Origin of the sequence: Bradyrhizobium sp. WSM2254 (genome assembly GCF_000472645.1) — a bacterium.
Lineage (GTDB): Bacteria > Pseudomonadota > Alphaproteobacteria > Rhizobiales > Xanthobacteraceae > Bradyrhizobium > Bradyrhizobium niftali.
In genome coordinates, this window is record NZ_AXAB01000019.1 from 63,916 (window position 1) to 89,021 (window position 25,106).

The 25,106-nt window shown below is 62.6% G+C and carries 21 protein-coding genes and 1 pseudogene; 10 read left to right on the forward strand and 12 right to left on the reverse strand.

Translation table 11 applies throughout. The features are described 5' to 3' along the window. The first annotated feature begins 94 nt into the window (after positions 1 to 94). The 4 genes from A3M7_RS0114305 (at position 95) to A3M7_RS0114320 (ending at position 3,410) form a co-directional block, all read left to right on the forward strand. Positions 95 to 1,690 carry a HAMP domain-containing sensor histidine kinase gene (locus A3M7_RS0114305; RefSeq protein WP_027544557.1) on the forward strand — a complete coding sequence of 532 codons (1,596 nt, stop codon included), beginning with the start codon at positions 95 to 97 and terminating at the stop codon, positions 1,688 to 1,690. A gap of 44 nt (positions 1,691 to 1,734) precedes the next feature. Beyond that, on the forward strand, positions 1,735 to 1,938 hold the full coding sequence (locus A3M7_RS0114310) for a DUF1289 domain-containing protein (protein ID WP_027544558.1): 204 nt from the start codon (positions 1,735 to 1,737) through the stop codon (positions 1,936 to 1,938). Between the two features lie 28 nt (positions 1,939 to 1,966). Then, positions 1,967 to 2,521, forward strand: coding sequence for a TIGR02281 family clan AA aspartic protease (locus A3M7_RS0114315; protein WP_025576432.1), 555 nt, complete (start codon positions 1,967 to 1,969; stop codon positions 2,519 to 2,521). Positions 2,522 to 2,741: 220 nt separating this feature from the next. Then, on the forward strand, positions 2,742 to 3,410 hold the full coding sequence (locus A3M7_RS0114320) for an outer membrane protein (protein WP_027544559.1): 669 nt from the start codon (positions 2,742 to 2,744) through the stop codon (positions 3,408 to 3,410). A 57-nt stretch (positions 3,411 to 3,467) separates the two neighbouring features. On the opposite strand, the gene dusA is transcribed toward A3M7_RS0114320, so the two are convergent. The 10 genes from dusA to A3M7_RS0114375 all read right to left on the reverse strand — a co-directional run bounded on the left by dusA (position 3,468) and on the right by A3M7_RS0114375 (position 14,046). Beyond that, entirely contained in the window at positions 3,468 to 4,463 is a 996-nt protein-coding gene (dusA, locus tag A3M7_RS0114325; RefSeq protein WP_084302151.1) for a tRNA dihydrouridine(20/20a) synthase DusA, read from the reverse strand. A 429-nt stretch (positions 4,464 to 4,892) separates the two neighbouring features. Continuing rightward, on the reverse strand, positions 4,893 to 5,207 hold the full coding sequence (locus A3M7_RS51235; RefSeq protein ID WP_371090187.1) for an ATP-binding cassette domain-containing protein: 315 nt from the start codon (positions 5,205 to 5,207) through the stop codon (positions 4,893 to 4,895). A 297-nt stretch (positions 5,208 to 5,504) separates the two neighbouring features. Then, complete coding sequence (locus A3M7_RS0114340) at positions 5,505 to 6,680, reverse strand: Gfo/Idh/MocA family protein (RefSeq protein WP_027544561.1); 1,176 nt, start codon at positions 6,678 to 6,680, stop codon at positions 5,505 to 5,507. A gap of 14 nt (positions 6,681 to 6,694) precedes the next feature. Continuing rightward, positions 6,695 to 7,750, reverse strand: coding sequence for a sugar phosphate isomerase/epimerase (locus A3M7_RS0114345; protein WP_027544562.1), 1,056 nt, complete (start codon positions 7,748 to 7,750; stop codon positions 6,695 to 6,697). 157 nt (positions 7,751 to 7,907) lie between these two features. Then, positions 7,908 to 9,068 (reverse strand): Gfo/Idh/MocA family protein, encoded by a 1,161-nt coding sequence (locus A3M7_RS0114350; RefSeq protein WP_027544563.1) that lies wholly within the window; start codon positions 9,066 to 9,068, stop codon positions 7,908 to 7,910. A gap of 13 nt (positions 9,069 to 9,081) precedes the next feature. After that, complete coding sequence (locus A3M7_RS0114355) at positions 9,082 to 9,843, reverse strand: sugar phosphate isomerase/epimerase (RefSeq protein WP_049823400.1); 762 nt, start codon at positions 9,841 to 9,843, stop codon at positions 9,082 to 9,084. Between the two features lie 25 nt (positions 9,844 to 9,868). Next, complete coding sequence (locus A3M7_RS0114360; RefSeq protein WP_027544565.1) at positions 9,869 to 10,954, reverse strand: ABC transporter ATP-binding protein; 1,086 nt, start codon at positions 10,952 to 10,954, stop codon at positions 9,869 to 9,871. A gap of 6 nt (positions 10,955 to 10,960) precedes the next feature. Beyond that, a complete protein-coding gene (locus A3M7_RS0114365; RefSeq protein ID WP_027544566.1) occupies positions 10,961 to 11,854 on the reverse strand; it encodes a carbohydrate ABC transporter permease in 894 nt (297 codons plus the stop codon). After that, positions 11,851 to 12,729: a carbohydrate ABC transporter permease gene (locus A3M7_RS0114370; protein ID WP_049823401.1), complete on the reverse strand. Its 879-nt coding sequence runs from the start codon at positions 12,727 to 12,729 to the stop codon at positions 11,851 to 11,853. The genes A3M7_RS0114365 and A3M7_RS0114370 overlap by 4 nt, the downstream gene beginning before the upstream one ends. Before the next feature lie 75 nt (positions 12,730 to 12,804). Continuing rightward, positions 12,805 to 14,046: an ABC transporter substrate-binding protein gene (locus tag A3M7_RS0114375; RefSeq protein WP_198033746.1), complete on the reverse strand. Its 1,242-nt coding sequence runs from the start codon at positions 14,044 to 14,046 to the stop codon at positions 12,805 to 12,807. A gap of 163 nt (positions 14,047 to 14,209) precedes the next feature. On the opposite strand from A3M7_RS0114375, the gene A3M7_RS44115 reads away from it, so the two are divergent. After that, the gene (locus tag A3M7_RS44115; protein ID WP_049823402.1) at positions 14,210 to 15,292 is read left to right on the forward strand and encodes a LacI family DNA-binding transcriptional regulator; all 1,083 of its coding nucleotides are present in this window, start codon (positions 14,210 to 14,212) and stop codon (positions 15,290 to 15,292) included. A gap of 30 nt (positions 15,293 to 15,322) precedes the next feature. Next, positions 15,323 to 15,563: pseudogene (locus A3M7_RS50450) on the forward strand (hypothetical protein); the annotation flags it as partial. Positions 15,564 to 16,466: 903 nt separating this feature from the next. Here the strand turns inward: A3M7_RS50450 and A3M7_RS0114390 are convergent. After that, positions 16,467 to 17,099 carry a TetR/AcrR family transcriptional regulator gene (locus tag A3M7_RS0114390; protein ID WP_027544570.1) on the reverse strand — a complete coding sequence of 211 codons (633 nt, stop codon included), beginning with the start codon at positions 17,097 to 17,099 and terminating at the stop codon, positions 16,467 to 16,469. 200 nt (positions 17,100 to 17,299) lie between these two features. On the opposite strand from A3M7_RS0114390, the gene A3M7_RS44120 reads away from it, so the two are divergent. The 4 genes from A3M7_RS44120 to A3M7_RS0114410 all read left to right on the forward strand — a co-directional run bounded on the left by A3M7_RS44120 (position 17,300) and on the right by A3M7_RS0114410 (position 23,021). Further along, positions 17,300 to 18,274, forward strand: coding sequence for an alpha/beta fold hydrolase (locus tag A3M7_RS44120; protein WP_049823403.1), 975 nt, complete (start codon positions 17,300 to 17,302; stop codon positions 18,272 to 18,274). A 9-nt stretch (positions 18,275 to 18,283) separates the two neighbouring features. After that, positions 18,284 to 19,732: an amidase family protein gene (locus A3M7_RS44125; protein ID WP_084302155.1), complete on the forward strand. Its 1,449-nt coding sequence runs from the start codon at positions 18,284 to 18,286 to the stop codon at positions 19,730 to 19,732. Continuing rightward, a complete protein-coding gene (locus tag A3M7_RS44130) occupies positions 19,729 to 20,970 on the forward strand; it encodes a M20 family metallopeptidase (RefSeq protein WP_049823405.1) in 1,242 nt (413 codons plus the stop codon). Before A3M7_RS44125 ends, A3M7_RS44130 begins: the two co-directional genes overlap by 4 nt. Before the next feature lie 509 nt (positions 20,971 to 21,479). Beyond that, positions 21,480 to 23,021, forward strand: a complete 1,542-nt coding sequence (locus tag A3M7_RS0114410) for an FAD-binding oxidoreductase (RefSeq protein ID WP_245284245.1) — start codon at positions 21,480 to 21,482, stop codon at positions 23,019 to 23,021. Positions 23,022 to 23,180: 159 nt separating this feature from the next. Here the strand turns inward: A3M7_RS0114410 and A3M7_RS0114415 are convergent, their stop codons facing one another. Further along, positions 23,181 to 24,503, reverse strand: coding sequence for an FAD-binding oxidoreductase (locus A3M7_RS0114415; protein ID WP_027544572.1), 1,323 nt, complete (start codon positions 24,501 to 24,503; stop codon positions 23,181 to 23,183). Positions 24,504 to 25,106: the final 603 nt, after the last annotated feature.

The following is a 25,106-nucleotide window of genomic DNA, read 5'->3' on the forward strand; positions in this document are numbered from 1 at the left end:
CTTTAGCTCCTTAAGTCAGCTCTTAAGGATTTCTTGCCAGAGATAGACAATGCAGAAGGCCCGCGTCCGGCGTGGGCAGGAATCGTGTTGCTTGATGAGTAACCCCGCTGAAAAGCCTGAGGTTGTGCAGCTTCCGGCCGAGCCGGTAAGCGCTCCATCGGCGAGCAGCCGAAGGGCTGCGGCGCAGCGGGTGCGCGAGGCGCGCGATAAGTTAACGTCGACCAGCGGAACCCGGCCGGCCTTCGACGCCGAGATGCTGCGCCAATATGCCCAGACGCGGCTGTCGGCCTCCTATGTCGTGATGCTGCTGGTGGTTGCGACCGGCGTGCTGTTCGGACTGTGGATGCAGCCGATCCCTGCCGCGGCCTGGACCGCCGGCATGCTCTGCATCCACGGCGCGATGATCCGCAGCTGCCGGCGCTTCCTGACCGAGCCCGCCTCGCCGGCCGCGACGCGCGCCTGGCGGACGCGCTTCGTCGTGCTCGACCTGCTCTATGGCCTGTGCTGGATGGCGATCCTGATCCATCCCGTGCTCGACATGGTCACGGAAACACTGATGATGTTCCTGATGCTGCTGGTGATCGCAGTATCGAGCATGCTCGCCGCCAATCTGCCGATCGCCGCACTTGCCGCCACCGCACCGGTCGCAGTCGCCATGGCGCTGAGCTTTGCGGTGACCGGCTCGCTCGACAATTACATCCTGGCCGCGCTCGCGCTCGGCGCCGAAGGCTATTTCGTGCTGCTGGCGCATCGGCTGCATTCCTCGACCTTCGCCACGCTCGAGGCGCGCGCCGAGAAGGACGCGCTGATCGGCGAGCTCGAACAGGCCAAGGCGATCTCGGACGAAGCGCGCCACCGCGCCGAATCCGCCAATGTCGCCAAGTCGCGCTTCCTCGCGCAGATGAGCCACGAGCTGCGCACGCCGCTGAACGCCATCCTCGGCTTCTCCGAGGTCATGAAGAGCGAGATTTTTGGCGCGCACGCGGTGCCGGTCTACAAGGAGTACTCGGCCGACATCCACAATTCCGGCGTGCACCTGCTCAATCTCATCAACGAGATTCTCGATCTGTCGCGGATCGAGGCCGGCCGCTACGAGCTGAACGAGGAAGCCGTGTCGCTGGTCGGCATCGTCGCCGACTGTCACCATTTGATGAAGCTGCGCGCATCGAGCCGCGGCATTACCATCCACGAGGTGTTCGAGCAGGCCATGCCGCGGCTCTGGGCCGACGAGCGCGCGATCCGCCAGGTCGTGCTCAACCTGCTCTCCAACTCGATCAAGTTCACGCCGCAGGGCGGCGAGATCTGGCTCAAGGCCGGCTGGACCGCTTCGGGCGGACAATATCTCTCGGTGAGGGATACCGGCTCCGGCATCCCCGAGGACGAGATTCCGGTCGTGCTCGCTTCCTTCGGCCAGGGCTCCAACTCGATCAAATCGGCCGAACAGGGCGCGGGTCTTGGCCTGCCCATCGCCAAGAACCTGATCGACCTGCATGGCGGCACGTTCACGCTGAAATCGAAGCTGCGCATCGGCACCGAGGTGATTGTCACCTTCCCGCCGGAGCGCGTGATGAGCGCGCTCGCGCCGCTGTCGGATGATTCTCCACCGCTCCAGCCGGAGGGCTCCCTCGTGCCTGACGAGAAGCGCCGGCCGCGCCACAAGCCAATCATGAGCGCAGGCACGGGCTCTTAACGATATGCTTGCAGAAATGCCCGACGATCCCTCACTATATCCGAATGAGCAAAGAAACGCCGTGCGTCGCCGTCTGCATGATCGATCCCAAGACCAAGCTGTGCTTCGGCTGCGGCCGCACCTTGCCGGAGATCGCGCGCTGGCACGCCATGGAAAGCGCGGAGCGGCTCTCGGTTATGGCGCTGCTGCCGGCGCGCATGGCGGAGGCCGGCCTTGCGCCGATCGCGGGATCGCAGAAACGCGCCTGACCGGCCCGCGCGCATATGGAGGTGCGCGATGATCCGCTTCCTGCTCGTTCTCGTCATGCTCGCCGGCACCGCAGGTGCCGTCGTCGCCTATGGCGATCCCGATCAGATCGCGCGTGCGAGCCACAAGGTTTCGCACATCTTCCGCGCCCAGACCGCCGCGCCGGCCCCCGCCGTGCAGATCCACCGCGGCCAGGGCGGCGAATTCGCGCTGCGCGCGAAGATCAACGGCGTCGCCGCACCGATGGTGATCGACACCGGTGCGACCTCCGTGGTGCTGACCTGGGAAACCGCGAAAGCCATCGGGCTGCCGCTCGAGATGCTTGAATATGACGTCGACCTGGAGACCGCGGGCGGCCACACCAAGGCGGCCCGGCTGACGCTCGACCGCCTTGCCGTCGGCCACCTCGTCGAGAAATCGGTGCCGGCCCTCGTCGTGCAGCGCGGACAGATGAAGACCAATCTGCTCGGCATGAGCTTCCTCGACCGCCTGGAGAGCTGGGGCGTGCGCGCCGACAAGCTGATGCTCACCGGCTATCCCGAGCTCCAGAGCAGCCCCCGCCGCGCGCGGATGGCGGTCGACTAGATCGCCCACGCGAGCCGCCGCCCGCCTGCCGACAGGCTCGATTGCGCGGGGCTGCGCCCCATCCAGAACACGACTTCAGTCGGTGCGCCGCGAAAGCGCTCCGGGGTGGCATTTGCGCTATTTACAAACCGCCCAGTCGGTTTATACCCATCACATTCCCGGATCAGGGTGGACAGGCGCTGCTCCCGAAGGGACGCGGCCAAGTGGGAGACTGTGAATTATGACTGCAAGAGCCGCCTTACGCCGCACGATGCGCACCCTGCCCTTTACCGCTGTGTTCGCCGCAGGCAGCGCCTGCGCTGCCGACCTGTCGCCGCGCTATGCAGCGCCCGCCTCCGCCTATACGGCACCGCAGCCGGTATATTCGTGGACGGGTCTCTATGCGGGATTCAACGCCGGCTATGCCGAGAGCGGCGACGATGCCTTCAACAATCTCGTCGGCGCGAGTGGCGGCAAGGTCAAGGGCGCCGTCGGCGGCGTGCAAATCGGTTATAACTACCAGCTCTCGCCGATGTTCGTGGTCGGCATCGAGAACGACTTCGAAGGCGGAGACATCAAGAACCACGACGCGCTCAACAGCGCCGCAGTCAGCCTGCCCTGGTACATGACCGGCCGCGCCCGCGCCGGTATCGCGACGATGGATTCACGCCTGCTGTTCTTCGGGACCGCCGGTCTTGCCGCCGGCGAATTGAAGGACGGGCCGATCAACAAGATGAAGATGGGCTGGACGGCAGGCGGCGGCGTCGAATGGGCGTTCCTGCCGAAATGGTCGGCCAAGGCCGAATATCTCTACACCGAGTTCAAGCACGACGACCTGCCGGACTGGAACGCCGCGAAATTCCACTCTTTCCGCGTCGGCGTGAATTATCACTTCGACCTGTTCCGCTGAGACCGATCGATCGACGAAGAGCCGGATGTTGCGATCCGGCTCTTCACCTGGCGGCAGTTAGGCGGCCGCCTCAACCGGCGCACGCACACCGACGCGCGCGATCGCATCGCGCAGCACGTCGAGACCGGCGCCCGGCTTTACCCCCTGTTCGGCAAGATGGCGGCGGAAAGCGCGCGCGCCGGGCACGGCGTGGAATGCGCCGACGAAATGCCGTGTGATGGCGTGCAGGCGCGTGCCGCGCGCGAGCTGCGCCTCGATATAAGGCATCATCGCTTCGAGCGCGTCCTGCATCGTCGCATGCGGCGCCGCTTCGCCGAAGATATCGGAATCGACGGAGAGCAGCCGCCAGGGATCCTGATAGGCGGCGCGGCCGAGCATCACGCCATCGACATGTTCGAGATGTGCTACCGCCTCGTCGATGCCTGGGATGCCGCCATTGATGATGACGGGCACATCAGGCATCGCACGCTTGAACCGATAGACGCGCTCGTAGTCGAGCGGCGGGATGTCGCGGTTCTCCTTCGGTGACAGGCCGTTGAGCCAGGCTTTCCGGGCATGCACGATCAGCGCATCGCACCCCGTTGCGACCACCGCGCGCGCAAGCGTATCGAGCGCCGCTTCAGGGTCCTGGTCGTCGATCCCGATGCGGCATTTCACCGTGACGGGAACGCCGATCGCCTGCTTCATCGCATCGACACACCTCGCCACCAGCTCCGGCTCCGCCATGAGACAGGCGCCAAAGCGGCCATCCTTTACGCGATCGGACGGGCAACCGACATTGAGATTGATCTCGTCATAGCCGAACGCCTCGCCGATCCGCGCCGCCTGCGCGAGCTCGCGCGGATCCGAGCCGCCGAGCTGAAGCGCCACCGGGTGCTCCGACGCATCGAACCCGAGCAGCCGCTCCCGGTCGCCATGGATGACGGCGCCAGTGGTCAGCATCTCCGTATAGAGCAGCGCCCGCCGCGTGAGATGACGGTGGAACACCCGGCAATGCCGGTCGGTCCAGTCCATCATCGGGGCCACGGCGAATTTCCAGCGCAAGTCGTTCATTTCGTCGATCTATTTTGTACCCACTCGATCCTATAGGGGATTGGACCGACTGGGAAATCCAGCGCAAAGAAGCCTTGATATATTTTGCTTTTTTCCAGAATCATATCCCCCAGTTGGAAGCCAAAAAGCCCAATCTGCATTCTCAGTGCACACATGGTGCACACGAAAGCTCGAGTGCACACGCACGGCGGCGTTCACTCAGTGCCTCGCGAAATTGGCCCTTTGTTGCTGGTATCATTCCTTTCCTCCATTCACTTTGCAGCGCGAACGACACAAAGTAAGCGACAAGAACCACGCACATTCAACCGAACTCAGGAATCAGCTTTGGCAATGAAGTCAGCGTTGATCCAACGCTTCGAGGAGTAAATCACATGCGCCGCAACGTGAGCGCAGTTGAGGAAACGCCTCAATAAAGCGTGAGGGGCCTAACTAGATTGGATCACACAGCCTTACAACGACGTCGGACGCGAGCATTCCGTGACTGCGTTCGATTCCGCGCCCGCTCGGTCTGGATACGTCCTGAAAGCATTTAGTTATACTCATTTTGCGAAATGAGTATAACTCCACGGTTCGCGCATCGACGAATCTGGCCAGACAACGAGGCGCCGGCCCGGACATGGTCCGCAGCAGCGTGGTCTTACCCATGCCATTCTTGCCGAGCAGCGCCAGGATGCTGCCCGCGGGAATGCGCAGCGAGATGTCGCGCAGGAACGTCCCTCCGCCTGGCCCGGGATCGGCACCCAATTGGTCGGCACGCAGACGATGACGGCATCATGTCCGCGCTCGGGCATGCCGGACAGCGGATCGACGTATTTCGGAAGGAAGAGTTGATTGTCGTGACGCTTGGGGCTTTTCCTGAACCGGCCTACGCTGTGCTAAAGGAGCACCATCGTCGCAACGAGGTGGTTGCGTTCACTCGGCTGGTCCGGAACGCAGTGACCTGACGCTCCTGATCACGCCAGGAGACCCCGCATGAAGGCACTGACGTGCCCGCGACAGTATCCGCGCCTTCGGGCTTGCCGCATCTCGGGGGCCGCTCGGTTACGTGATCCGAACCCAGGCGCCATTGCTTGCTGATGACCTCACCGCAGCATCCATGAATTTCACGCCAGCGAGGCCGTCCTCGATGGTCGGGAAGATCACCGTCGGATCCTGGTTCTTTCCGGCCTCCGCTGCACGAATAGCCCGCGCCGCCTCGGCATAGATTGTTGCGAAACCTTCAAGGTAACCCTCGGGGTGGCCGGAGGGGATGCGGGTGACGCGGCCCGCCTCGACCAAGGCGCCGGCCCCGCCGCGGGTCAGAAGCTGCTTGGGCCGGCCGTAGGGCGTGAACCAGAGATGATTCGGATTTTCCTGCGCCCATTCGAGGCCGCCTTTGCTGCCGTAGACGCGCAGCGTGAGGCAGTTCTCGTTTCCGACGGCGACCTGACTCGCCCACAGCATGCCCTTGGCGCCGCCCTTCCACTTGAGGAGGATCTGGACGTCGTCATCGAGGCGCCGCCCCTCGACGAAGGTCGACAGCTGGGCGAACAGTTCGTCGAGCTCAAGCCCGGTGACGAAGCAGGCGAGATTGTAGGCGTGGGTGCCGATGTCGCCGATGCACCCGCCGGCGCCGGACCGGGTCGGGTCCGTACGCCACGCCGCCTGCTTGTGGCCGCTTGCCTCCAATCGCTCGGTCAGCCAATCCTGCAGATATTCGGCATGGACCAGCCGGATCTCGCCGAGGTCGCCATTTGCGACCATGGCGCGGGCCTGCCGGACCATGGGATAGCCCGTGTAGTTGTGCGTCACCACGAACACCTTGCCGCTCTTCCCGACGAGCGCCACCAGCTCCTCAGCCTCGGCGACGGTTGTCGTCAGCGGCTTGTCGCAGATGACATGAATGCCGGCTTCAAGGAAGGCCTTCGCGACCGGGCTGTGCATGTGGTTGGGGGTCACGATCGAGACCGCCTCGATGCCGTCCGCTCGCGCGGCTTCCGCCTTCGCCATCTCCTCGAAGGAGCCATAGGCGCGGTCGTCGGCGATACCGAGCTCCTTCGCGGAGGCTCTGGCGCGGACCGGATCTGAGGCGAGTGCGCCGGCAACGAGCTCGAACTGGTCGTCGATACGGGCCGCGATGCGGTGTACGGAACCGATAAAGGCTCCTTGGCCGCCACCGACCATGCCGAGCCGGATACGTCGATGACCGCCAGCTTCATTGCTTGCTTCGATAGCCATATTGTTCCCCTCGCTCAGGAGATGCCCAGCATCTTGCGGTTCGCCTGCTGGTCCGTGCCGGAACCTGCGAAATCGTCGAACGCTTTTTCGGTGACGCGGATGATATGGTTTTTGATGAACTCCGCGCCCTCGCGCGCACCTTGCTCAGGATGCTTCAGCGCGCATTCCCATTCGAGCACCGCCCAGCTCCCGTAATCGTATTGCGTGAGCTTCGCGAAGATGGCGCCGAAATCGACTTGGCCATCGCCCAGCGAGCGGAAGCGGCCGGCACGGTCGACCCAGCTTTGGAACCCGCCGTAGACACCCTGGCGGCCGGTCGGGTTGAACTCGGCGTCCTTGACATGGAAGGCTTTGATGCGCGCGTGGTAGATGTCGATGTAGTCGAGGTAGTCGAGCTGCTGCAGCACGAAGTGCGATGGGTCGTAGAGCAGGTTCGCGCGCTTATGGTTATTCACCCGATCGAGGAACATCTCGTAGGAGACACCGTCGTGCAAATCCTCGCCCGGGTGGATCTCGTAGGCGAGATCAACGCCGTGCTCGTCTGCATAGTCAAGGATCGGCCGCCAGCGCTTCGCGAGCTCGTCGAAGGCGGCCTCGACGAGGCCGGCCGGACGCTGTGGCCATGGATAGATGTAGGGCCAGGCAAGTGCGCCTGAGAAGGTCGCGTGCACCGTGAGCCCGAGACGCTTGGAGGCTAAGATCGCGCGCTTGACCTGGTCGACGGCCCATTCGGTGCGCGCCTTCGGATTGCCGCGGACCTCAGGTGCGGCGAAGCCGTCGAACGCCGTGTCATAGGCCGGATGAACGGCGACGAGCTGGCCCTGGAGATGGGTCGAGAGCTCAGTGATGGAAAGGCCGTGACGAGCTGCGATACCTTTCACCTCGTCGGCGTAGGTCTGCGACTCCGAGGCCTTCTTCAGATCGAACAGCCGCCCGTCCCAGCTCGGAATCTGAACCCCCTTGTAGCCAAGCGAGGCGGCCCAACCGCAGATCGAGTCGAAGGAGTTGAACGGCTCCGCGTCGGCAGCGAACTGAGCGAGGAATATCGCTGGTCCCTTGATCATCTTCATCGAATGCTTCCTTCTACCCTGGACGCGCCAGCAGCACGCGTCCGCTGAGTTCGATACCCCACCAAAACTCGCCTCTCCTTGCTGGTTCCAGGAGACAGAGCGGGCATTTCACCCCAATGCCCAGACCGGGCAATCGCATCTGGGGGACTGTCCCGCTTCAGAAGATCTCCCCGGCCCACAACGCCATCGCATCGACGTCGGACAGCGATGCCGGTCGCTCGACGCGCGAGCGCACTGCGATCTCCCCGCCTTCGACGCTGGCCTTGAGGATCGCGTGCTTCACCTCCAGCGCGTGGCTCGCCAGCGCGCCGGAGGAGCGGTGTGGCGTGCCACGCAGCACCGCACTTGCGAGTTCGGCGACGCCCAGGCAACGATAGTTGGCTTGGTTCGGCATGTGATCGGCCCAATTCGGCGAGCGCCAGTTGGGCTTGCCGAACGGCCGGTCGTCTGCAGGGACCGAGATCCAGTCGCCACCCTTCTCGGTGTATTGCACCGCGCCGCCGAAGAAGTTGGGGTCCGGCACGCGCAGCGAGCCTTCGGTGCCGTAAAGCTCGATCGGCGGATGTCCATGTTTCCAGACGTCCCAGCTCATCGCAAAGATGATGTCGGCGCCTGACTCGAAATGCAGCAGCGACATGACCGTTGTCGGAGTTTCAACCGCGACGGTCTTGCCGTTCATCGGCCCCTTCGAGGTGACGAGCCGCGTGGCGAAGCCGGCGCTCGCACGCCCCTGAACTAGTGCAACGGGACCCAACAGGTTGATGAGGGCCGCAAGGTAATAGGGCCCCATGTCGAGGATCGGTCCGCCGCCCGGCTTGAAGAAGAAGGTTGGATCGGGGTGCCAGTGCTCCATGCCATGCGACATCAGAAAGCAGGTGCCGTAGAGCACTTTGCCGATCCGACCCGTATCGACGAACTCGCGTGCTATCCGTCCGCCGCCGCCAAGGAAAGTATCCGGCGCGCAGCCGAGCTTCAAGCCGCGACGCGCCGCCTCCGCGACCAAGGTCGCGGCGTCGTTGGCCTCCACCGTGATCGGCTTTTCGCCGAACACGTGCTTGCCGGCGTCAAACGCCGCGCGGCTGACGCCGTAGTGCGCGTTCGGCGTGGTGAGATTGACGATGATCTGGATATCAGGACGTGCCAGCAGCGCCTCGATCGACAACGCCTCGATGCCGAACTGCGCCGCCTGGGCTTGCGCGGCCTCGGGCCGCAGGTCGGCACAGGCGATCAGCTCAAGATCGCGGAATTTCGGCAAGTTGTGCATGTAGATCATCGAGATGTTACCGCAACCGACGATGCCGACTCCGAGCTTGCTCATGATCTCCTCCCCGTTACGTCCAAGCGGCCACGGTCTCGCGCGCCCGGCGCGCGAACCGGGCGACGTCGCTCGGCTTGTCGTGTTCGGCGACGAACAGGGAGACCCCGGCCTCCGTCATCGCCGCGCGCAGCGCCGGCCAGTCCATGATGCCATGGCCGGGATCGGCCCATCCGTCCTCGTCGGCGCATTGTCCCGATGGCGCGAGATCCTTGATGTGGCAGGCGACCAGGCGCTGCGCATGCTTCTTGATCTCGGCGACCGGATCGCCGCCGCCGCGCACGATCCAAGCGAGATCGGCCTCCCAGACGAGGTCGGGGGCCTCCTCGAACAGGCATTCGAGATAGGTCTTGCCGCTACCGCTACGGCCATATTCCCAATGATGGTTGTGCCAGCCGAATTTGAGCCCCTCGCCGGTCACCGCCTTTCCGATGTCAGCAAGCTCGCGCCCAATGCTGCGCCATTCCTTTTCTCCGCCCTCGCGCTCGCCCAATGGTGGGGCCGGCGCAAAGATGGTCTCGATGCCGAGTCCCTTGCACATCCTCGCCGTGCCGACCGCGTCCGCGCGCAGCCGGTCGAGCCCGACATGGGCGCTCGGCGCAGTCATCCCGTGGACATCGAGGAGCCTCTTCAGCGTCTCGGGATCGTTGAACAGTCCGCCCCAGGGCTCCACCATCGTGTAGCCGAGGCTGGACAGCAGGGCGAACTGCGCCTCGAGCGGGGTGATGGAGCGGGCAGAATACAGCTGGATAGAAAATCGGTCGATCGGCTTGGTCATGTCTCGCTTTCGGCAGGTGGGGGATCTAGAGGCGCTGTCCGCTTGTCTCGTCGAACAGCGACAGTGCTTCGGCGGGAAACCGCAGCGCGAGCGTGTCGCCCTCGCGCATTTTCGCATCGGCGTCATGGCGGAAGGAGAAGGCGGTGCCATCGGCGAGGCGGCACCAGATCAGCGTGTCGGCGCCCATCGGCTCGACCATCTCGACGCGGGCGGATACTGCGGACGGATCGTCGGACGCAGCCAGCTCGATATGCTCGGGGCGGATGCCGAGAACGGCCGGCGCGTCGGTCGGTAAGCCGCGGAAGGCGTAGCCGTTCAGCTTGAGCCGGTTTGCTCCGGCGATGAATCCGGTCTCGCCGTCACACGCGATCCGGCCGGGAATGAAATTCATCGCGGGCGAGCCAACGAAAGAGGCGACAAACCGGTTGACGGGTTCGCGATAGATCTTCTTCGGCGTGTCGAGCTGCTGGATCACGCCACCCTGCATCACCGCGATCCGGTCCGCGAGCGTCAGCGCCTCGATCTGATCGTGCGTCACGTAGATCATCGTGGCGCCGAGCCGTGCATGCAGCCGCTTGATCTCGACCCTGAGCTCGGCGCGCAGCTGGGCGTCCAGATTGGAGAGCGGCTCGTCGAACAAATAGACGCCGGCATGGCGCACCAGCGCCCGTCCGATCGCGACACGCTGGCGCTGGCCGCCGGAGAGCTCGCTGGGACGGCGGTCGAGGAGGCTGTTGAGCTGCAGCATCCGCGCGGCCTCTCCGACGCGGCGCTCGATCTCGTCTCGCGGCGTGCCCGCGACCGTCAGCCCGAACGACATGTTCCGGCGCACGCTCATGCGCGGATACAGCGCGTAGCTCTGGAACACCATCGCGATGCCGCGATCCTTCGGTTCTGCCCAGGTGACATCGCGGCCGCCGATATGGATCTCGCCACCCCTGACGTCGATCAGCCCCGCGATCGCGTTGAGCAATGTCGACTTGCCGCAGCCGGACGGCCCAAGCAGCACGAGAAACTCGGACGCCTCGACATGGAGATTGAGGTTCTCCAGCACCTTCAGGCCGCCAAAGCCGATCTGCAGGCTCCTGATGTCGACATTCGATTTCTGCATGCTGTGTCAGCCTTTCACTGCGCCGGCGGCGATGCCGCGCACGAACCAGCGGCCAGAGCCGAAATAGACGGCGAGCGGCAACAGCGCGGTCAATAGTGTTGCCGCCATGTCGACATTGTAGGCGCGCTCGCCTTGCGTCGAATTGACGATGTTATTGAGCTGCACCGTCATTGGCAGATTGTCGCGGCCGGCGAAGACGAGCCCCAGGATGAAATCGTTCCAGATGCCGGTGGTCTGCAAGATCACCGCGACCACGATCATGGGGGTGGCCATCGGCATCATGATCCGCGCATAGATCTGGTAGAAGCCGGCGCCGTCGACGCGGGCGGCCTTGAACAACTCGACCGGCAGCGACGCGAAATAATTGCGAAACAGCAGGGTCATCGTGGGAAGGCCGAAGATCGTGTGAATGATCACGATGGTTGAGAGCGACTGTCCGAGCCCGGTGAAGGAGAACACGCGAACCAAGGGATAGATGAACACCTGATAGGGGATGAACGCGACCACCATCATTGTGCCGAACAGGATGTTGGCGCCGCGCACACGCCACAGCGACAGCGCATAGCCGGTGAGCGAGCCGACCAGGATAGAGATGACCACCGACGGCACCAGGATGCGCAGCGAGTTGAGAAAACCGATCTTAATGCCTTGGCAGGTCAGGCCGGTACAGGCCGACGTCCAGGCCTTGACCCACGCGTCGATGCTGGGAGCTACGGGCAAGGCCAGCAGATTGCCCTGTCGGATCTCCGCCATCGGCTTCAGCGAGGTGACGACCATCACATAGAGCGGCAGCAGGAAGTAGAGCGCGGTAATGAAGATGAAGGCATAGAGGCCCCAGCGCGCCGGGGTCATGCGCTTCGGCCGGCGAGCGGCGGGCAAGGGCTGAGCCGCCGCGGTCATCGCATTTCTCCCTTGCGCGTGCGCCAGTAGAGATAGGGCGCGACCACCGCGATCACCGTGAACAGCATGGTGGTGGCCGCCGCCGTCGCAAGACCGATATTGGCGCGTTCGAACAGATGATCCATGACGAATTTGGCGGGCACCTCCGAGGCGATGCCCGGCCCGCCATTGGTCATCGCGACCGAGAGGTCGTAAAGGCGCACCACAGCGGTCGACAGCAGCACCGCGGCGGTCGCAAAGCTTGCACCCATCATCGGAACGATGATCGACACATAGACCCGCCATTTCGGCAGGCCGTCGACTCGCGCCGCCTTCCAGATCTCCTCGTCGACGCCGCGTAGACCTGCGAGCATGATCGCCATCACCAGCCCCGAAGCCTGCCAGACGCCCGCAATGACCAGGCAATAGATTGCGGTCTCCTGCCGCACGATCCAGTCAAACGTCGCACCTTCGAAGCCCCAGCTGCGCAGCACATGCTGGATGCCCAGCGTCGGGTTGAGCAACCACTGCCAGACCAGGCCCGTTACGACGAAGGACATCGAATAGGGATAGAGATAGATCGAGCGGATCGTGTCCTCCGCACGCACCCGCTGATCGATCGCAACCGCCAGCAGGAAGCCGATCAAGAGCGCGAGCGACACGAACAGCACACCGTAGATAACGATGTTGTGGACCGAGGTGATCCAGCGGTCGTTGCTGAGCAACATCTCATATTGCCGAAGCCCGACGAAATTGTTGTTCGGCAGCATGCGCGAGTTGGTCAGCGACATCCAGACGGTCCAGCCGGTGGCGCCGATATAGACGACGAGCATCACCAACAGCGCCGGCAAGAGCGCGGAGATCGCGGAAAGTCGGGAGTTCAGCGAAAGACGCATCGGGTCGCCGGATTGAAGAGAGGTCGACGGGTAGGAAAGGCGGCCGACCGTTCGTCAGCCGCCTCTTGTGATGCATCACTCCTGGGACTTCAGCACCGCAGCGACCTTGGCGGAGAATTCATCGGCGCTCATATTGGTGTTCCAATATTGCGAGATGGCATCCTGCAGCGCACCCATCAGCGCCGGCGGCGCCAGCATGTCGCCGGACGGCATTTGCTGGGCCTTGTCTGCGACATAGCGCATGCCCTTTTGGGCACAAGCGTCGAGTGCGGACGTATCGACATCGCTACGCACCGGGATCGAGCCCTTCTTCAGCGCGAACTGTATCTGGGTCTCGGGCGTCAGCATCAGTCTTGCCAACGTCATCTGCGCCTTGGTGGTGGACGGGTCCTTCGCCTTCGGGAATACGAACACGTCGCCGCCCATCACATAACCGCCGCTGCCATTGGACAGCACCGTGCAGCCATAGTCCTTGTCGGCGACCTTGCCCGCCGCGACGAATTCGCCCTTGGCCCAGTCGCCCATGATCTGCATTCCGGCCTTGCCCTGGATGACGAGGTTGGTCGCGTCATTCCAGTTGCGGCCGGGCGCGCCGGCATCGACATAGTCCTTGAGCTTCTTGTAAGTGACGGCGACCGCCTTGAACTCGGGGCTCCGCGCCAGCGACGTGTCGCGCTTGCCGAGGATGCCGGTCCACATCTGTGCGCCGCCGACGCCGATCATGACCGAGTTGAACAGGTTTTGCTCCCAGTTCTTCTGGCCCGAGAAAGCCAGCGGGATCACCTTGCCGTCGGCCTTAAGCTTGTCGAGAATGGTGAGAGCGTCATTCCAGGTCTTCGGCTCGGCTGCGCCGACGGAGGCGAGCACAGCCTTGTTGTACCAGAGCCAATTCTGACCGTGGATATTGATCGGCACCGCATACATCTTGCCGTTGCGGGTCGCCGCGGCAACGATCGCGGCGGGCATCACGCCTTTCCAGTTGCCTTCGGTTGCGATCGCATCGATGTCGGCGAGCAGGCCGCCTTCCACCAACTCGTCGAACTGCTTGCCGGTGTTGAGCTGCATGGCGGTCGGCGGATTGCCGGCGACGGTGCGGCTGATCGCGGCATTTCGCGCGTTGGCGGCACCGGCCACGGCGCTATCGACCCAAGTCCCGCCGGCCTTGGTGAACTGATCGGCAAACACCTTCACCGCCGCGGCCTCACCGCCGGAGGTCCACCAGTGGATGACTTCGGCCTTCATCTCTTCTGCGGAGACCGGCACCGAGGCCCAGGCCGTGGCGACAATCGCCACCGATGCGAACAGCGTGCGCTTCATCATTCCCTCCCGGATCTGCCTTTGCAGGCTTGTGTTATTCGGCTTGCGGCCCTTGGGGCTCGTTATTGCTTTACGTGCCGAATGTAATCGATTACATTCTTATCGTAGCAGGATTCAAAGATTTTGCAAGTGCCGTTGTGACGATGAGATTGCGAGTCTCGATATGGCCAAGCGAACCAGGGTGACACGCCAAGGAGCGGTCAGGATCGCTGACGTTGCGCGGCTGGCAGGAGTCTCGGTTGCGACCGTCAGCCGGACGCTGGCGCGCCCGGAGGTCGTGATTGAGGAAACCCGCACACGCGTGCTCGCAGCGGTGCGCGACACCGGCTACATGCCGAACATTTCCGCAAGGAACCTGCGCGTCCGGAAGACCATGGTTGTGCTGGTGGCGGTGCCGGACATCGCCAACCCGTTCTTCGCTGAGGTTCTCCAGGGCATCGACGATACCCTGTCGGCCGCCGGCTACGGACTCATCATCGCCAATCTGGCCGGCTCGCCGGAGAAGGAGGCGCGCTACGTCGATCTGGTGTGCGCCGGCCAAGCCGACGGCGTGCTGCTCTTGTGCGGCCATGTGATGCGCAGCCCCGACCGCGACTTGCGCGACGCGCGCGTGCCGCTGGTTGCCGCCTGCGAGTACATCCCGCGAGAAAGCTTCCCGCAGGTCACAATCGATAATGTCGGCACGGCGCGCGAGGCGGTGCGACACCTGGTCGAGCTAGGCCACACAAGCATCGCCTATTTGTCGGGGCCGAACGCCAACATCCTGGAGCAGCAGCGTCTCGAAGGTTATCGGCAGGCCTTGCGCGAGGCGGGAATTGCGGTCGATCCGAGCTTGATCCTGCCCGGCGATTTCACCTTCCGCACCGGTGTCGAGGCCGGCCGGGCGCTGCTGGCGCTCGAGCCCGCGGCGCGTCCCACAGCGCTTTTTGCGGCCAATGACGAAATGGCGATCGGCCTGATCAAGACCGTGCACGCCGCCGGCCTCCAGATCCCGGACGATCTCTCCGTCGTCGGCTTCGACGGCATTGCCTATGCCGACTATTGCGAGCCGACCCTGACGACCATCGTCCAGCCCCGTCGCGACCTCGGAGCCACTGCCGCGGCCGAACTGATCGCGCTGATGACGACCGGCAAGGCCGGGCCGCGGAAGGACATTAAGCTTCCCGCCACGCTGATGCTGCGCGACAGCACGCGCTCGCCGCGGAAGAGTCCCGGCCATTCGTCCCGAGGCGCGAGGTCCGGCTAGGACGGCTACAATTCCCCTAGACCCAGCCAGAACACGCGGCAGATCACTGCCGACCGGACAGTGCTTATCGTCGCCCACCGGCCTTTCCACCGTTCGCACCGCCGACCGGATCATCACCATCGAACGCGGTCGTCTGGCGGAAGACGGTTCACACGAGCAATTGATCGGAAGCGGCGGTCGCCACGCGACCCTGCACCGTGCCAGACTGGAATCCATGACGTTCGCTAGACGGCTCAACACCCTCCCTGCGCAGGCCGGTCCGCAGATCTGACGAGCTGGCGTTTCTGCCGGCGGCGCTCGAGATCGTGGACCCCGCCATCTCCCGCCGATCCGCGATCTCTGCATCCATCGCGGCCGTCTTCCTGGGCGCAGATATGGGCGAGCGTCGAGACCATCGACATCATTGCTGTCGCGAATCCCCGACACCAATTTTGGTCCTCACTGGTATTCGCTACCTATTCGCAATCGGGCGAACAAAGAGCTCTACTCGAGAGGAGCGCGATCAACTCCTCGGTCGTACGACGATCACCCTGCCCTTGCGACCCAACTCTCTAGACGGCCCACGGATGGCAGATCACACCAAAGGACGTCCGCTCACACTTGCCCTCAATGGATTTTTCTGGATCTCCCGGTGCACATGTCGTGCACACGCCGTCCTCTAACCGCTTGAAAAACTTGAAGTCTCGTTCCAATCCATCATGGGCCAATTTCAGCAAACAACAGCCTAGAACCGCGCGACCAATCAAATATAGCCCGCTTTGCGCCAAGAGCGGCCCTGGCCGTCAACTCAAGTTCTCGTTGATCTACAAGCACAAATCTTCAAGTTCGACGGACTAATCCCGACGGTATACCCGCCGTATTTTTTTTGGTCTTGAATTCACAGGAAAATTTGGATGGCTCTGAGGGTTGGTACCTTCAGCAAGTATCGGAATCAATCGGGGCACTAGACGGACCTCAAGCTCGGAACGGCTCGCTCTTGTGCTTTCCCCGACTTGCAGCAGATACCGTCATCGGTCAATCGGACCGGCTTTCAATCTCAGGTTTGCGCCAACAGCGGCCACTCCTTCTCAGCTGGATAGAGCGTCGCCCTCCGAAGGCGCTCACGCCAAATGAAGCACTATGGAACGCGGTGAACAACCGCGACCTACTCTTGCGTGGGTAGGCCTCCAAGTCTTTATCGCTTTAGAAGTCTGGTGGCGCCGGTCGGCGCGTCGAAGACCTTGATGTACAATTCGCGCACCGCGCGGAGGACCTCTATTTCCTTGACGCCGGTGACGCTCATGATGGCGTCGTGCAAGACACCGTCAGTCCCGTGGTAAAGCAGGCGCGCCATAAGTTCTGGCTCTGAAAGTTTGATCTGACCGCTGTCGACGCCGTCGCGGACCGCAGCCGCGATCCGTGTAATAACTTTCTCATTGATCCGACGACAAAACTCCAGGGCCTGCGCATCGGCCGACCTGTAGATGACGCGATGGAGTTCCGCATGTTGAAGGGCGTGTCCGACAAGCTGTTCGAAGATTTTCCATAGGACGGCGTGCCAGTCGCGTTGCTTCCCGTCGTCGGCAAGCGCTGTCTCGGTAATTTCGAGGAAGCCTTCGACGTATTGCTCCCAGAGACTGCCAACGATCTGGTCCTTCGACTTGAAGTATAGATAGAACGTGCCCTTCGATACGCCTGCGCGCGCCGTGATGTCATCGACCGTCGTATTCGAGATGCCTTTTTTTGCAAATACACCGCGCGCTGCTTCCAGCAGTTCGCCTTTTCGCTCCTTCGGACGCTTGGTCGGTCTGGTTGATCGCGCTGCCACTTCTCAGCTTCCTTCCTGCACATGCAAATAGATCATACTGACCGTAAGTCATAATCTCTTGACTCGAACTGACCGTCGGTCATAATCCGGGGCGAGTACAAACTGACGATCAGTCATAATCCATTGCAGCAACGAATCCAACAGCCTGACGGCTGTGGGGAGCGCCGGCTGCTGGCCGACGCAAACGGATAGGGAAACGCATGAACGTGGACAGCTGGATTTGGGTTGCAGCCGGAATCGCCGGTGTCGGTGCCGTTCTGGCGCTGGTTGGTTACCTCAAGCGCGAACCTCTCCCGATGAACGACACTACGCGGAAGCGGGCACGCGGGTCATTCCTGCGGTTGTCGCAGGGGACGACGCACTATCTGGAAGAAGGCCCAGCTGATGGGGACGCCGTCATTCTGGTCCCGGGTGCAACGCTATCTCTTTGGATTTGGGATGGGCTGGCCGAGCGCCTTGCCGCCGCCGGATACCGGGTCATTCGCTATGACCTGCTTGGCCGTGGTTATTCCGATCGACCGAAGATCGTCTACGGACCGGATACATTTGATCGTCAGCTCGAAGATCTTCTCGCCGCGCTAAACGTGAAGGCGCCGGTCCATCTGGTCGGGCTCGCATTCGGTTGCCCGATTATTGCTGAGTTCACACGCCGGCATCCATCGGTAGTCAAGCAACTCTGCCTTCTCGCGCCAGATGGATTTGGCGTGGCGCTATCCTCCTCAAAGCGCCTCGTGCATCTGCCCCTTATCGGACCGTATTTCTTCAGGCTTGTTGGTGACAAAATGTTGGAGCAACGGCTGGCGGCATATTCACCGGATCCTGCGGTGATTGAGCGCGTGCGCGCACAATATTTGCCCGAACTGAAGTTCAAGGGATTCAAGCGCGCGCTGCTGTCGTCGATCCGCAACATGCCCATTCACGATGCGCGGTCGCTTTACCGCAAGGTGGATGCGCTTCTCAAAACGACATTGATTTGGGGCAAAGCAGACCGGGTGACACCAATGCCCGACAGCTCCGAACTCCTGAACGTATTTCCCAGGGCCGACCGTCATTTTCTCGACGGCATGGGCCATCTACCGCACCACGAGCAGCCGGATTTGACGGCGAAGCTGGTTCTGACAGCGCTTCGCGGCGACGCGGCAGTTACAGCATCGAGCAAACAAGCATTCGCATAGGAGGGAAGCGTGGTCCAATCAGATACCCAGACGACGCGCCAGTGCGACACGGAGCACCCGGAACATCTGAAGATTTCCGCCGCGTGTGAGCACATCGCCAGGGTCAAAGCGGGGCACCTAAATTCCGGGCAGGCTGCTGCCGCTGCACTCCACCGTGCCAGATCAGCAGTACAACTGAACGCTTTCATCTCGCTGGCCGAGCTGTCTGACATTTCTGTCGCGGCAGATTCGGCGAAAGACCTGCCGCTCGCCGGGTTGCCGATCGCGGTCAAAGACAATATCGACGTCGCCGGTCTTCCCTGTAGCGACGGCACCCCCGCGCTCAAGGACTGGCGGCCGCAGGCCGACGCCGCGGTCATCACGCGTCTGCGCGAAGCCGGAGCCGTCGTCATCGGCAAGGCGAACATGCATGAGTTAGCCGCCGGGATAACCTCCAACAATCAGTTTTTCGGTGCCGTTCGCAATCCCCATACGCCCGATCTGATCGCGGGCGGCAGCAGCGGTGGCAGCGCTGCGGCCGTGGCCTCCGGTATGGTTGCGGCGGCGCTCGGCACCGACACCGCCGGCTCATGCCGGATTCCAGCCTCGCTGTGCGGATGTGTCGGCTTTCGCCCCTCCATCGGCCGTTATCCGATGAGGGGCGTCATCCCGCTATCGACGACGCGCGACACCGTCGGGCTATTTACCCGCTCGGTTGCGGACACGCGGCTGCTCGATCGCGCGATCGCCGGTGATGCCATCGCGCCCAGGTCCGGCGATCTCACCGGTCGCCGCATTGGCGTCCCGAGAGCCTATTTCTTCGATAACCTTGATCCGACAACTGCGGCCGTGATCGAGAACGCTCTGGCGCTGCTGAAAGACGCCGGAGCTGTTCTTGTCGAGACTGAAGTGAAGAATGTCGCCCAGCTCAGCGGCCCGATTTCACTTCCGATTATCGCCTATGAAGCGTTGCGCGATATCGCGATGTATCTTAATCGTCATCGGTCGCCGATCACAGCATGGCAGATCGCTGAACAGGTCGCCGGATCGCTGGAGAAGTCGCTGCTCGCAAATGAGTTGTTCGGCGAACCTGTTCGCGACGAAGTCTATCGCGATATCCTCGCGACCGCTCGGCCAGCGTTGATCCACGCCTATCATGCCTGCTTCAACGAAAGCCGCATCGAGGCCCTCGTCCTCCCAACGACCGCGATTCCGGCGCGTCCGATCGGCGAGGATGAGACCGTGGAACTTTCGGGAGCACGTGTCCCGACGCTGCCAATCTATCTCCAGAACACCGATCCGTCGTCCGTCGCGGGGCTACCAAGCATTTCCGTGCCGGCAGGCCTGACAGCCTCCGGGCTACCGGTCGGAATCAGCTTTGACGCCCTTCCGGGACAAGACGAGACGCTGCTCGCGCTCGCGGAGGCATTTGACACCCTGCGACCAGCACTTCCCGCACCTGGAGTATTCTTCCGATGACCATCGATGCGTTGAAGCAGGAAGCCTGTGGTCTGATCGAAGGTCTAAAGACCGATCTCCTCGGCGTGAGCCATAAAATTCATGCCACCCCCGAAATCGCTTTCGAGGAGCGTTTCGCGTCACAACTGCTGTGCTCGGTCGCGGAGTCCGAGGGCATCCAGATGACGCGGGGCGCCTATGGCATCGAAACAGCCTTTGCCGGAGAATTCGGCAAAAGTGATGTACCGCGGGTCGCACTGATATCCGAGTACGACGCGCTCCCCGGGCTCGGGCATGCCTGCGGTCACAACGTCATCGCAACGGCAGGGCTCGGCGCCGTCCTCGCGCTTCACCGCATGCGGGAACGATTGCCCGGCGCGGTCAGATATTTGGGGACGCCCGCCGAGGAACGAGGCTGCGGCAAGGAAATCATGGCGCGCAACGGTGCATTCGAAGGCGTTGAAGCCGCGATGATGGTTCATCCTGCAGGCATCAACGTCAAAGCCCTCCGCTGCATCTGCATATCGGAGGCGACAGTTGTCTACACGGGACGCGCCGCGCATGCCGCGGTGTTTCCCGAAATGGGCCTGAACGCGCTCGATGCCATCACATTGTCCTATCAAGCGATCGCGCAACTGCGACAGCACATCCGTTCCTCGGAGCGCATCCACGGCGTCATCACCGCGGGCGGCGTCGCCCCGAATACCGTTCCCGATTCGACGACCGCCATCTATTTCGTGCGCGCTGCGGATGCTGAGGCGCTGGCGAAACTGAAGCCGCGCGTTCAGGCCTGCTTTGATGCTGGGGCGCTGGCCTCGGGCTGCACCGTTGACGTTCAATGGTCGCCGGTCGATTACCTCGACATGGTCGTCAATGAACCTTTGGCTGATGCCTATGTCAGCAATGCGACTAGACTTGGCCGCTGCGGATTCGTGCCTTACGAGCGGCTTCCGCTCGCCGGCTCCGATATGGCGAATGTGAGCCATCGGGTGCCGGTGCTGCACCCGCTCATCTCCATGTCCCCCCCGAACGTCATGCTACACGATCCCGAGTTTGCGATGTGGGCTCGTTCCGAGGAGGGCGACAAGGCAGCCATTGATGGTGCGAAAGCTCTCGCTATGACGGCGATCGACTATTTTTGTAGGCTTGAGCTCCGCGAAGATGTTTCTAACGCGTTCAAGCAGACGGCTTCTCATCGGCAACAAACCCTCGAGATCGCTTGCGGGGTTCCGGCAGCATACCTAAAGAGACGAACTTAGGTCAGCCGCCTGCTCAAGCTCACGACAAGAACTATTCTACTGCCGGCTGTGCTTCCGGCGGTACGAAAATGATTCGTCCCTGGCTCGACAATGCTAGGCTGGCGCCCCATGCCGCGTTATTGTTTTACCACGGACGATGCTATGGCGTCTGGTATTTTATCGGAGTGGGACTGCTTGAACCATCCTCCTACCCCACGGCGGCAACTACAGCTTTCGCGAGGAATTAGCGCAACGTCGCGGAATTCTTCGGTGGATCGGCGATAGATTCGTCCAATCGGATACTGGGGAGAGCTGTGGCGTAGGAATGGCGGAGAGAGTGTCAGTCAATCTCCGTTGAATATAAGCCGCTTTTCATGTCAGCAAAGGGCAAGCTACGGTCTGCAGCCCGGCGAACGGGCGGCGCCCCACTTCGCGCACGAGGCCGCGATAGATAAAGCCATCCGATTGCTACTCTCAAATTCCGTAGACGTCGCTATGAAGGTGTTCGACACCCGCTGCAAGCTGCCGACATGGTGGTAATTTGGCATTGTTGTCTTCGGAATGCCCTCTCAACGGCAGCCAATGCGGCACAAACCCGCAGAAGATCACCCGATACCAATCGGGAGCTGAGCATGTCCCAGTCAGTACACGTTCGAGCCTTTCGCGACCTTGTAGGCGACGGAGGCATCGTTGACGACCCAGAGCGGATCGCCACCTACACGTCGGACCAACGTCAGCTCTTCACTGGGGCGACGTTTGCCGTTCTGAAGCCGGCGACGACACAGCAAGTCGCCGACATCGTACGGCTGGCGACGCACCACGGTATCGGAATCGTTCCGCAAGGCGGCAACACCAGCTACTGCGGAGGCGCGACGCCCGACGCCTCCGGACGCCAAATCATCGTGAGCCTCGAGCGGATCGACAGGATTCGCGAACTCGATCCCGTCTCCATGAGCATCTCTGTCGATGCCGGCGTCATCCTGAAACACGTACAGGACGCCGCGGCGGCTGCCGGACTTCTGTTGCCGCTCAGCCTCGGCGCGGAAGGCAGTTGCCGGATCGGCGGCAACATCGGCACGAACGCCGGCGGACTGTCGGTGGTCAGGTACGGGATGACGCGCGATCTGCTGCTCGGGATCGAGGCGGTGCTGGCGGACGGCACGGTGGTCTCCGACATGCGCAAGCTGCGGAAGAACAATACCGGCTACGACGTCAAGCAGTGCTTCGTCGGAAGCGAGGGAACTCTCGGCATCGTCACCGGCGCAGTGTTGCGTCTCGCGCCTTTGCCGACGCGCCGCGCCACGGCCTGGCTGAAGCTCGCAAACGGCGCGCCGCTTGCCGCGCTTCTCGCCCTGGTCCGTCGCGAATCCTCAGACCTGCTGACCACGTTCGAATTCATGGCGGCCCGATCCATCGCGCTCGCAAGCGAAGCAATGACCGACCCGCCCTCCCTTCGAGCAGGCCCAGCAGGCGCCGTCCTCGTCGAGCTCGCCTCTTCCTCACGCCATCTCGATCTCGACGAACTGATGGAAGCCATTCTGGCCGAGGCGATCGAGTCCGGCTGGATCGAGGACGCATTGCTGGCGCAGAGCGGATCACAGCGGACCGCGATGTGGCGGCTCCGCGAGACCATCCCCGAGGGCGAGAAGCGCCGGAACGGATCGGTCAAGCACGACATCTCGGTACCGCTTTCCTCCATTCAGCACTTCCTCGATCAGGCCGGCTCGCAGGTGCGATCGTATGACGCCGACCTTAAACTGTCCGTCTACGGCCATGTCGGGGATGGCAATCTGCACTACAACGTGCTCGTTCCTCCCGACGTCGACCGGCTGGAGTTCACCAAGCGGATCGAAGGCAGCCTGTCGTTGCAACTCTACGACACCGCCGCGGCGCTCGGCGGCACGTTCAGCGCGGAACACGGCGTCGGTCGTTTCAAGAAGCACCTTCTGGAGCGGTACGGCGATCCTGGACGTATCGCGGCCATGCGCCGGATCAAGACCGCGTTTGATCCGGCGGACATCATGAACGCCGGCGCGGTCGTTTGCCCATTGGGAGAGAAGTCTGGCCGTTGAACGATCGGCCGGCGAGTTGCCGATGCTTTCCGAACGTCGGGCTTCGGCCGATGCACTCCGGCCTCTTGTCCATAAAGAAAGAGCCACTCCGAAGGAGTGGCTCAAGTTGGGGAGGAAACGCTCCTTAGGGATTGCAGGGCCTGATTTCCGGCTCGATGTTCAGATGGCGGCGATGTCCAGCTTCGAGCCGTCGACCAGACGCGACAGTCGGAACGGTGTGGGATCGACGCAAGGCGTGTCGTTGACGACGAGCTCTGCGGCCAGATAGCCGAGCCCCGGACCCAAACCGAAGCCGTGACCCGAGCAGCCCGCGGCAAGGACCAGGCCTTTCACCCCGTCCACCCGCGACACCACAGGCACTGCGTCCGGCGTGCAATCGACGAAGCCGCCCCAGGCGCTATCGATCTTGATTTCGCCGAGTTGGGGGAAGGTCTTCCGGACGCTCTCCACCACTTGGCTCACCAGCCATTTCAAGGGCGGAGGATCCAGCACGCGATTCTGTTCGAAGATCCGATCGTCGTTGGTCAGCAGCGCCGCCATCGAATCCGGCCCCGAAACGAACGATTGGCCGACACCAAGCCTGACGTTCTTCAGACGACGCATGAACTGCGGCATGAATTCCCGGCTGTACCGGATAGCCTGTGGCGTGATTTCGAGGTTCGCCTTGCCGCTGATCGCAAGCGTATAGCTGCCGTCCAGTCGGCGCGTGATCGTGCAATAGGGTGTGGAGACCGCCTCGCCTATGTTGGTTGTCGGGGTGGAACGCAGCGCGGTCTGCCGGATGCTCGCTTGGGGGAAACTGATCCCGAGCGGCCGAAGGAAGCGCGAGGACCAGGCGCCCGCGGCGCACAGCACCGCGCTGGTTCTGATATAGCCCTTCTCCGTGTGCACGCCCGCAATTCTGCCATTGGCCAGGTCGAGCCCCCGCGCGGCGCATCCCTGGTGGATCGTGGCGCCCAGAGTTCTGGCCCCCTCCGCGATAGCCGGCGCGGCGAGCGCAGGTTCGGCCTTGCCGTCCCGCTCCGAATAGGTCCCGCCGACCCATTTGTCGCGCGCTTCGGGGACGCGCTCGGCCACCTCTGCCCGGCTCAGCACGCGGGTGTCGACGTCGTACTCCCTGGCGACCTCGCGCCACTTTTCCCAGCCGGCGAGCACGGCCTCGTCATGGGTCGCATAGACGAGACCGCAGCGCCGAAATCCGAGGTCCCGATTGATATCGCGCGTGAGCTCGTCCCACAGCCGCATGGAGATCACCGAGAGCGGCAGTTCGCGCCGGTCGCGGTTCTGCTGGCGGCACCAACCCCAGTTTCGGCTCGATTGTTCACAGGCGACGTGGCCCTTCTCGAGCAGCGCCACCGAGAGTCCGCGCTTCGCCAGGTAATAGGCGGCCGTAGAGCCGAGGATGCCGCCGCCGACGATGACGACGTCGGCCTCGGCCGGGAGGCGCTCATCGCTGTGAATGCGCTCGACGTGGGGCGACATGTTTCAACGAACCTCGGCTGCCGGGAATGCGGAAGCAAAGTTCCGATCAGCCCTTCATCGCATCGGACGCTCGATAGAATGTGCTGAAATCATCCAAGACTTCGCAACATGTTCGGATTTTTGACCGCTTGAGTGATACGAACTGCTCAAGCGTGACCGAGTCCCAGTTCGGCGGAGGGCGTGCGAGCTGCTCGTCCGGTGGATTGCACTCGACGGCGTTGAAAATTCCCGTTTGCGGCGCGTGGTCGGCGGATACAGATAAATCAAAGCCGCTGCCATAATAGCCTCGTTTGAGAAGCCAGCAGAATGAGTCGTTCCTTGTACCTGTGCTGCTCCGAGACACTAAGCATGAACTCGGAAAGGATCCGTGCCTGCGTCAGGACGCTTCCTCGTCAATCGACCGATCATCGAAGCGACGAAAAAGGCGTAGCCACCCTCCCACGGAATTGCGCCTCCCACGGCTACCGCCAAACGCCATCAGCAAGCTTCGTTGCAAGCAGTACCATGTCCTGCTCGTTCCGACCCAAGCCATGGAGGACGATCACGTGCGGGCGGACGGGATCAGTGCCGATGATCAACTAACGGGTGTTGCACGCCAAACAA